The sequence below is a fragment of the Mesorhizobium sp. M0184 genome (assembly GCF_040322215.1).
In the GTDB taxonomy this organism is placed as follows: Bacteria; Pseudomonadota; Alphaproteobacteria; order Rhizobiales; family Rhizobiaceae; genus Mesorhizobium.
In genome coordinates this window covers 1-8474 of record NZ_JAMYSZ010000072.1, presented here as the reverse complement: position 1 = coordinate 8474, position 8474 = coordinate 1, and the positions used below count along the sequence as shown (strand labels likewise).

The window sequence follows — 8474 nt, the reverse complement described above, 5'->3', positions numbered from 1 at the left end:
CCGGCGCCTAATGAGGCTTGGGAAAACGCACCGCAAAGGCAACCAGATCGCCGCTTCAGGCCGCCGAAAGCTCATCGCCGTGCATCAAGCGGGTTGGTTCACTGCGCGCCATCATCATGGCCGCCGCCTACCTATCGGAATTCATGCACAGGATCTCACACCTCCTGATATTGCCCGGGCCAAAAGATTAGTCTAATTTGCAGGCTCGATGGGGGTGAGAATGGCATTTTGGGGGCAGTCGGGTCTAGAGCGCTTTCGGGATAAATCCGGTCACGCATTATAACCGGCATGGGCGAAGAAGTTTTCGCATTCTTTGGGTTTGAAGCGATCGATCGCGAGGGGCACGGCGTCCCACAGTTCTGGAATGGATCGGGCAGCGACCTTTCGCAGGAAGGCCTTCAGCTTGGCGAAGGCCATCTCGATCGGATTGAAGTCGGGCGAGTAGGGCGGAAGATAGCGAAGACATGCACCGGCGGCCTCGATGATCTCGTGAACACCGGCCACCTTGTGAGCCGGGAAGTTGTCCATCACGACGACGTCGCCGGGCTGAAGCGTCGGCACGAGGACGCGGCGCAGCTAGACCAGAAACGCTTCGCCATCCATCGCGCCGTCCAGGAGCCAGGGAGCGACGATCCCGTCGAGGCGCAAGCCCGCCGTGGGGTCGTGGACTTCCAGTGCCCGTGAGGCACGGCCGCCCGGCAGCGTTCGCCGCGCGGCGAGCGACCGCGAAGCCGCGCCATCTTTGTATTGAGGCCACTTTCGTCGATGAAGATCAGACGGCTCGGGTCGAGATCGAGCTGTCCGTCGAACCATTCTTCTCGCGCCGCCACAACATCCGAACGCTGCTGTTCGGCCGCGTGCGCCGTCTTTTTTTATACGTGATGCCGCGCTTTGCGAAGAACTCGTGGATCGTCGTCACGCCAGCTTTGACGCCCCGCTCGACCTGCGTGATGTCCCGCTCATCTTTATCCACCAAGGCGAGAATGAACGTCGCATGCGCATCCAGCTTCGAAATCTTCGGCTTGCCCCGCCGGCCAGGCTCCAGCCTGCCGCTCGAACGCCAATCGCGATACCACGCACCAGACGTCGAAATCCCGATCGAAAACCGGCGTGCCGCTTCCTGGGTCGACAGACCTTCGTCTTATCGCCTGGACGACACGCTTTCGCAAATCCAGGCTGTAGGCTCGCGCCATGCAGTTGCTCCTTCCACAAATCGATTCGATCAGGGAATCAGAGCAAGCCACTTCAATGCAAACCCGCGACTCCGATTTTAGCAAAACCACTCTAGGTGGGGTGTTCAATGGTTCGCCGCTACTATGATCTACCGTCTCTGACTGCCCTTGCCGCGTTTGAGGCCTCTGCACGACATCGGTCATTTAAGCTCGCCGCGGCAGAGCTTAACGTGACGCCCAGTGCGGTTAGTCGGCAGATAACTGGAATTGAGGCAGAGATTGGGGACCGTCTATTTGTTCGGAGCGCCATTGGCGTTGCGCTCACAAGCGCGGGCGAAGTGCTCTACGCTGCTCTAGCGAGAGGCTTCTCCACAGCGTCCGAAGTCGTCAAGTCAATCAAGGGCGGCAGTCGCGCCAAGAATGTCACGATCGCTTGCGGCGATACCTTAACATCAGTTTGGCTAATACCGCGGCTGCCACTGCTGTGGGCTCAGCATGGTGACGATATCATCATCGACCACTTCATGCCCGACGCTACATACGACTACCGGCGTGCTGAGATCGACTTGCGCATACGTTACAGCTTCGGCACGTGGCCGGACGAGCGTAGTGAGTTTATGTTCGACGAAACCGGTTACCCGGTCTGTGGTCCTGGTTTTGCCAAGGAGCACAGCAACGCCACTGCTGAATCGCTGCCCGAGCTACCGCTCCTACATGAGGATTGGGTCGGCCCAGAGTGGATCAGTTGGAGCAGTTTTTTGCGAAGCGCCGGGATTGCTCACGGGCTGCTTCCTGGGCGCAAATTCAGCAGACATTTCGTGACGCTACAAGCCGCGCAAGCCAACCAAGGCGTTGCCTTGGGCTGGCACCGGCTAGTGTATTCCCTAATCGATCAAGGTAAGCTGGCCAGGATTACCGATCTCGAAATGCCCGCCCCCGGCGGATACTATCTGAGCTGGGCTGAAAACCGAACGCTGTCGCCGACGGCCAAGCTGGTCCGCGAATGGCTGCGGGAGATGGCGGCTGAAGAGCGGAATACTAAACGCTAGTCTGGAGCTTCGCTCGGTGCGCGAGGTGCGACGGCTGATAGATCGGCAGATCCGCCTCAATCGCTGACAGACGCCCGATTCGCGAGCAATATGGGTACCGTACCCAATTGCGGCATCTCAACTTTACACCCTGGCCACTCAGCGCGATTTCCTTGCGATTCGATGCAACTCGCTTCCACTTCGTCGTAAGCCGGATCAACCGCGCCGCCACTTAAGGATAACATCCTGGGTCGGCTGAAGTGCGAGAACGTTGGAGAGCATACAACCGGTTCGGGATGTCATTCTCTCACAAGTCATCTCGGAGATAACTTTTTTGCGTGCCCCTAATCGCTGGAAACCATGCTAACGCTAGTTCAACTCGGCGCTCGACCGGGAACATAAAAACAATGTGAAGCCGCCCAGCTGAGCTGCGCGAGCTGCACGCAGGCGGAACAAAAAAGCTGGATGCCCCCTCGATGCGGATGAGCTTCCTAAGCGGAGCTACATGGTTGTTTTCGCCCGCGCCGGAGCACATAATTTCCATCGATAGACAGCACCTGACACTATAAGAAAAGGAGAACACAAGAGATGAACTGGGATACAAGCGGTTTCTGCTGCGTACGACGTCGGTGGTTCAACTAGTGGTAGCTACTATGTTTTCGATAGCGAGAATCATCGGGCAGCGCATTGCCCTCGGAGCGTTGACCTTATTGATTGTGTCGCTAATCATTTTTGCAGGCATTCAGCTTCTGCCTGGTGATGTCGCCACTGAAATGCTCGGGCAGGCGGCCACGCCGGAGGCTGTTGCAGCGTTTCGGAAAAGCCTCGGGCTTGATATGCCGGTGCATCTTCGTTACCTCCACTGGCTGTTTGATCTATTACAAGGGCATTTTGGAACATCACTTGCCAGCGGCAGAGATATCTTTGAAATTGTTAGGCCGCGGCTGTTTAATACTCTGTTCCTCGCGACATGCACAGCCTTGATAGCGGTTCCCCTGGCGCTTCTTGGTGGAGTTTTAGCCGCGCTCTATCGGAACACGTTACTCGATCGCGTAATCAACATCGTTACGCTTTCCTCGATCTCTTTTCCAGAATTCTTTGTCGCCTATATCACCATCCTGGTGCTATCGGTGCATGCCGGCGTGTTTCCCAGCCTCGCCGACGTTGATTCAACAACGGACTTAGCTGGCCGCCTAGTTGCGATTGCACTTCCTACGCTTACACTCACTCTGGCTGTGCTGGCCCATATGATCAGGATGACGAGGACGTCGATCGTCAACCTGCTGGCTAATCCGTATATCGAGACAGCACGCCTTAAAGGCATGTCGGAGTGGCGGGTGCTGATCCGACACGCGTTACCAAACGCGTGGGCACCGGTCGTCAATGTTGTAGTTCTGAACCTTGCATATCTGATAACCGGTGTCGTCGTGGTGGAAGTCGTTTTTGTCTATCCGGGCCTCGGGCAGCTTATTGTGGATTCTGTGCAGAAGCGAGACATTCCGGTTGTTCAGGCCTGCAGTTTGATATTCGCCGCCGCTTATGTCCTGCTTAATCTCACAGCCGACATCCTATCGATCGTAATGAACCCACGCCTCATGCATCCGAAGTGATGTGACGCTCCAACGTTGAACACGGAACGAGTAGAAACAATATGACGACACTTGATGCAGGAGTTCGCAAGTTTGCCTCGGCGCCGTTGAGCGCAAAGTTTGGACTTGTGGTGATCCTTACCTATATCACTATGGCGTTGCTGGCGCCGCACATAACGCCCTTCGGCGAGGCTGAGATCGTCGGGTCTCAGTTTGAGTCTTGGAGTTCCACTTATTGGCTGGGCACCGACAATCTCGGCCGTGACATGTTTACGCGGCTTGTATTTGGCGCTCGCAATACGATTGGCATCGCTTTGCTGACGACGGTCTTAGCGTTTTCTATCGGCATGTCCGGCGGTTTGGTGGCCGCCACATTTAGCGGTTGGTTGGACCAGGTACTATCGCGCCTCGTTGATGTACTTATGGCAATACCGCAGCTTATTTTTGCCCTCTTACTGGTCGCAATATTCGGTACTTCGATCCCCACCTTGATCATTGTTCTAGCCCTTCTAGATTCAACCCGAGTGTTCCGGATCACAAGAGCTTTGGCGATCGATGCCGCGGTTTCCGACTATGTCGAGGCGGCGAGACTCCGCGGTGAAGGATCCCTTTGGATCATGCGGAGCGAAATCCTGCCGAACATCTTGCCGATCCTGGTAGCTGAATTCGGGCTCCGTTTTTGCTTCGTGTTTCTTCTGATTAGCGGCCTTTCTTTCCTCGGGCTTGGGATTCAGCCACCAACAGCAGACTGGGGTTCTATGGTTCGCGATAGTGCGACACTTATTGCCTATGGCGACATCACTCCGCTTTTGCCAGCAGGCGCGATCGCTCTGCTTTCAGTTGCTGTGAATCTCGTGGTGGATTGGTTTCTGCACTCGGTGAGCGGCTTGAAGGAAGACTGAATGCCAGATGAAGTAGAACGGGGACTAACTCACTATTCTAAGGTATCTACCTTGAAGATCCGAAAGAACTTACAATTGCACCATTGCAAGGAGAGCGCCGCGATTATGGAGACGCCTACGCCGCAGTATTGCAAATCTAGCGCAGACACCGATTGCAAGGGCGGCGCCGGGTTGCTTGACATTCGCAATCTTCGCATAGAAGCGACAGTCGCTTCGGTTGCAGAGGCACCGACGGTTATCAGGCTTGTCGATGATGTCTCCCTGACTTTAAAGCGAGGCAAAGTACTTGGGTTGATCGGCGAATCCGGTGCCGGCAAATCAACGATAGGGTTGGCTTGCTTGGGATATGCCCGCGGCGGCGTTAAGATCACTGGCGGCGAGGTGATTGTCAACGGACGCGACATACTGAAACGCGACTCGGGTGTTATGCGCGAACTGCGCGGGCGTGAGGTTTGCTACGTCGCACAGTCCGCCGCCGCCGCTTTCAACCCCGCTCTGCGACTGATCGATCAGGTGGTCGAGGCCGCGCTGTTACACAGCTCGGCGGCGCGAGCCGAAGTCGAAAAAACGGCCATCTCCCTGTTTAGAAGTCTCAGCCTCCCTGACCCGGAAAATATCGGTAGACGCTTTCCTCATCAGGTTTCTGGCGGGCAATTGCAGCGGATCATGACTGCCATGGCCCTTTGCTCGGAACCTGATTTGATTGTCTTCGATGAGCCAACCACCGCACTCGACGTCACAACACAGATCGATGTGCTTGCGTCTATCCGCGATGCTATTCGAGAAACGGGCGTGGCAGCGATTTACATTAGCCACGACCTTAGCTTGGTGGCGCAGGTTGCTGACGATATCATGGTCCTACGGCATGGCCAAGTTGTCGAATCCGGCGTTACCGATCAAATGATCAAGAGGCCCTGCGAGGAATATACGAAAGCCCTGGTGTCCGTAAACCGGATTGAACACGTAGAGCAACTGCCCGGCGCGCTCCCATTTCTTTCGCTAAGGAACGTTTCCGCCGCCTATGGAGGCGGCGCTCTGAGAGTACTAAAGGACGTTTCGCTCAACATCAGTCTTGGACAGACGCTTGCAGTCGTAGGTGAATCTGGCTCGGGGAAGTCGACACTCGCGCGCGCAATCACCGGTCTGCTGCCGCCACTCGACGGATCGATCACCTTAGGTGGCAAGCAATTGGCTAAGCGCTTGGCGGACCGCACGAAGGAGGAACTAAGACAACTGCAGATGATCTACCAGATGGCGGACATGGCCATGAACCCCCGTCATTCAGTTCGGGAAATCATCGGTCGCCCATTAGAGTTTTACTTTGGACTGAAGGGAACCGAACGGGATCGGCAAATAACAGAATTGCTAGACAAGATCGAAATGAGCAAAGGTTTTGCGGACAGATACCCTGCAGAGTTGTCAGGGGGCCAAAAACAGCGCGTGTGCATCGCGCGAGCCCTTGCCGCGAGGCCGAAGCTGATAATCTGCGATGAAGTTACCTCCGCACTTGATCCGCTGGTTGCCAATGGGATCTTGAAATTGCTGCTGGCGCTGCAAAAGAAAGAAGATGTGGGCTATCTCTTCATAACTCATGATATCGCCACGGTTGAGTCCGTCGCGGATTCAATCGCTGTAATGCATCGCGGCAAAGTAGTGCGGTACGGTCCGAAGAACTATGTTCTTACTCCGCCCTTCGATTCTTATACTGGTCTTCTTATGTCCTCGGTCCCTAAAATGGAAATAGGATGGTTAGAGATGGCGATAACTTCGCGACGTATTGAAACAGATGGAATTGCAGTGTGAGAGCTGGAGGCTGACGCCAGCGAACCCGAACTCCCCGCGGAGCGGCATCCACGGCGGTCGCTCGGAACGCTCCCGTTTCTGGGAGATGGCGGCACGTTCTCGGTGGTTAGAGCCTCCGAGCGACTCGTCCATCGTGCAATCCGTTTCCGAGCATCTGCCGTCATCATAAAAGATCAAGAGAGGAGAACTGCAATGAACAAAATAAGTGAACGCACAACTTTGATATGACCTGGAGTCGAAGAGCATTCTCAAATCCGCTGCTGCGGTAGGTGCGCTGGCGCTCACTTCATCAAGCGGCCCCCTACCGGCTATCGCGCAGGAGGCAGCTCCGAAGAGAGGGGGCACTTTAAAAGCATCCTGCACGCATCTCACAACTACTGGAGATCGCCGAGCGCTGCCGTCCGGTGCTTGACAATGTCAGGGCGCCCACGGAAATGGCATTAACCCTAAACGTCACCAAGTCGGGCCAACACTGATTGAAATATGGCAAAGTTAGTAGAGAAAGGAGAAATAAGTGATGTCTGGTCGTCTTAACGGAAAGACCGTGCTCGTGACTGGCGGTGCTTCGGGGATCGGAGCTGCATCCGTCAGGAAAATTGAGTGCGAGGGAGGAACCGTCATTGTCGGTGACAAGGTTATCGGCGACAATTGCAGTTCTGCGGTGCATTTAGACGTGACAGATCCGGAATCCATTTCGGAAGCCATTGATCGGATAGTAAGCCAACACGGCCGATTGGATTGTCTGGTCCATTGCGCGGGAATTTCTGAGGTTGCTCCGTTTCTTGATACGAGTCTCGGCACTTTTGATACAGTGTTGAACGTGAATCTTCGTGGCACCTTCATGATATGCCAAGCGGCCGCCAAGACTATGGTTCAATTCGGCGGCGGGGCGATCGTTAACGTCGGGAGCGTCTCCGGGATGATCGGAAACCAGAAACGCGCGGCCTATGGAACCTCGAAGGCCGCCGTAAGCCATCTTTCGAAGATAATGGCAGCGGAGCTTGCCCCACAAGGTATTCGGGTCAATGTCATCTGCCCCGGGCCGATCTCTACGCCGATGGCCGTCACCTACTCAGAAAGCGCAGTTGCTGAGTGGCATGATCGCGTCCCGATGGGGCGTTTCGGTTCGCCCGAAGAGGTGGGTTCGGTGATTGCCTTCCTCTGCTCCGAAGAGGCAAGTTATATCACGGGGCAGGAAATCGCTGTGGACGGCGGCTTCATAATAGCCGGTGTGGAGGACGCCGCCGTCAGGTAAGCGCGAATTTCCCGGCGACCTTTTGCTGTTGAGTGCTCTGATGCATGAGGTGTCCACCAAATAGGTGGACACCTTGTCATGGAAGACGATGCTCAGAAACTGCGGGTAAGGCTTGTTGGTCGGAACGGGCGACGCCGTTACGACCCCGCATCGAAGAACTGTCTTGTCGCGGCCTGTCGTGAGCCTGGCGTGTCGGTATCGAGGCTTGGAGGCTTGCGCTCGAACATGGGGCAATACGAGGCCTTATCACGTTGTTTGAAATGTGGCGGCGTGAGGCCGACACCGCGCTTTTCAGGCAGGCCGTGCACTCACGGCTTCCCACGCGGCCATGGCTTGGCGTCGATGGTTCGAATTTATGCTGCGGAGCGGTTGGTCTGGGATGGGACGTAGAGATTTCGGACGGCGGAGAAGATCGACACGAAATGCTGCAATGAGCCGACCGGAAACCCTGTGTAAGCGCCAAGCTGGGACCCCATCTGGCGCGGCTTGAGGTGATGAGCGAAACATATTGACACTGAAGCAAGGAGCCGAGGAGCTTGCAGTGTCAATTTCTATGTCTGCGCCTATGCCTGATGAAAAAAGTTTCCATGTTCTTGAAGCGGTTGCCAACCGACTGGAGGCAAGCCCGCAGCGTCCGCGGCGGCGCTGGTCGGCGGAAGCGAAGTCGCGGCTGATCGAGGCGACACTGAAGCCGGGCGCGAATGTATCGGCCATTGCCAGACAAG

At 55.8% G+C, this 8474-nt stretch carries 6 protein-coding genes and 2 pseudogenes; 7 read left to right on the top strand and 1 reads right to left on the bottom strand.

Annotated elements, in window-relative coordinates; genetic code table 11:
- Positions 1-196: hypothetical protein (locus NKJ23_RS34030; protein WP_352685099.1), on the top strand; the 196-nt coding region annotated here is incomplete at its 5' end.
- A 74-nt stretch (positions 197-270) separates the two neighbouring features.
- On the opposite strand, the pseudogene NKJ23_RS34025 reads toward NKJ23_RS34030, so the two are convergent.
- Positions 271-1193: pseudogene (locus NKJ23_RS34025) on the bottom strand (IS630 family transposase).
- Between the two features lie 107 nt (positions 1194-1300).
- Between NKJ23_RS34025 and NKJ23_RS34020 the strand changes: the two are divergent.
- The 6 genes and pseudogenes from NKJ23_RS34020 to NKJ23_RS33995 all read left to right on the top strand — a co-directional run.
- Positions 1301-2221: a LysR family transcriptional regulator gene (locus NKJ23_RS34020; RefSeq protein WP_352685098.1), complete on the top strand. Its 921-nt coding sequence runs from the start codon at positions 1301-1303 to the stop codon at positions 2219-2221.
- A 632-nt stretch (positions 2222-2853) separates the two neighbouring features.
- Positions 2854-3810 (top strand): ABC transporter permease, encoded by a 957-nt coding sequence (locus NKJ23_RS34015; RefSeq protein WP_352685096.1) that lies wholly within the window; start codon positions 2854-2856, stop codon positions 3808-3810.
- 41 nt (positions 3811-3851) lie between these two features.
- Complete coding sequence (locus tag NKJ23_RS34010; RefSeq protein WP_352685093.1) at positions 3852-4691, top strand: ABC transporter permease; 840 nt, start codon at positions 3852-3854, stop codon at positions 4689-4691.
- A 105-nt stretch (positions 4692-4796) separates the two neighbouring features.
- On the top strand, positions 4797-6494 hold the full coding sequence (locus NKJ23_RS34005; RefSeq protein ID WP_352685101.1) for an ABC transporter ATP-binding protein: 1698 nt from the start codon (positions 4797-4799) through the stop codon (positions 6492-6494).
- A 517-nt stretch (positions 6495-7011) separates the two neighbouring features.
- A complete protein-coding gene (locus NKJ23_RS34000; RefSeq protein ID WP_352685091.1) occupies positions 7012-7749 on the top strand; it encodes an SDR family NAD(P)-dependent oxidoreductase in 738 nt (245 codons plus the stop codon).
- A 508-nt stretch (positions 7750-8257) separates the two neighbouring features.
- Positions 8258-8474, top strand: a pseudogene (locus NKJ23_RS33995) (hypothetical protein); the annotation flags it as partial.

Bases quoted from the DNA above. Each gene is read 5' to 3' on its own strand.
- NKJ23_RS34020 (WP_352685098.1), top strand. From the start codon at position 1,301: ATGGTTCGCCGCTACTATGATCTACCGTCTCTGACTGCCCTTGCCGCG.
- NKJ23_RS34015 (WP_352685096.1), top strand. From the start codon at position 2,854: ATGTTTTCGATAGCGAGAATCATCGGGCAGCGCATTGCCCTCGGAGCG.
- NKJ23_RS34010 (WP_352685093.1), top strand. From the start codon at position 3,852: ATGACGACACTTGATGCAGGAGTTCGCAAGTTTGCCTCGGCGCCGTTG.
- NKJ23_RS34005 (WP_352685101.1), top strand. From the start codon at position 4,797: ATGGAGACGCCTACGCCGCAGTATTGCAAATCTAGCGCAGACACCGAT.
- NKJ23_RS34000 (WP_352685091.1), top strand. From the start codon at position 7,012: ATGTCTGGTCGTCTTAACGGAAAGACCGTGCTCGTGACTGGCGGTGCT.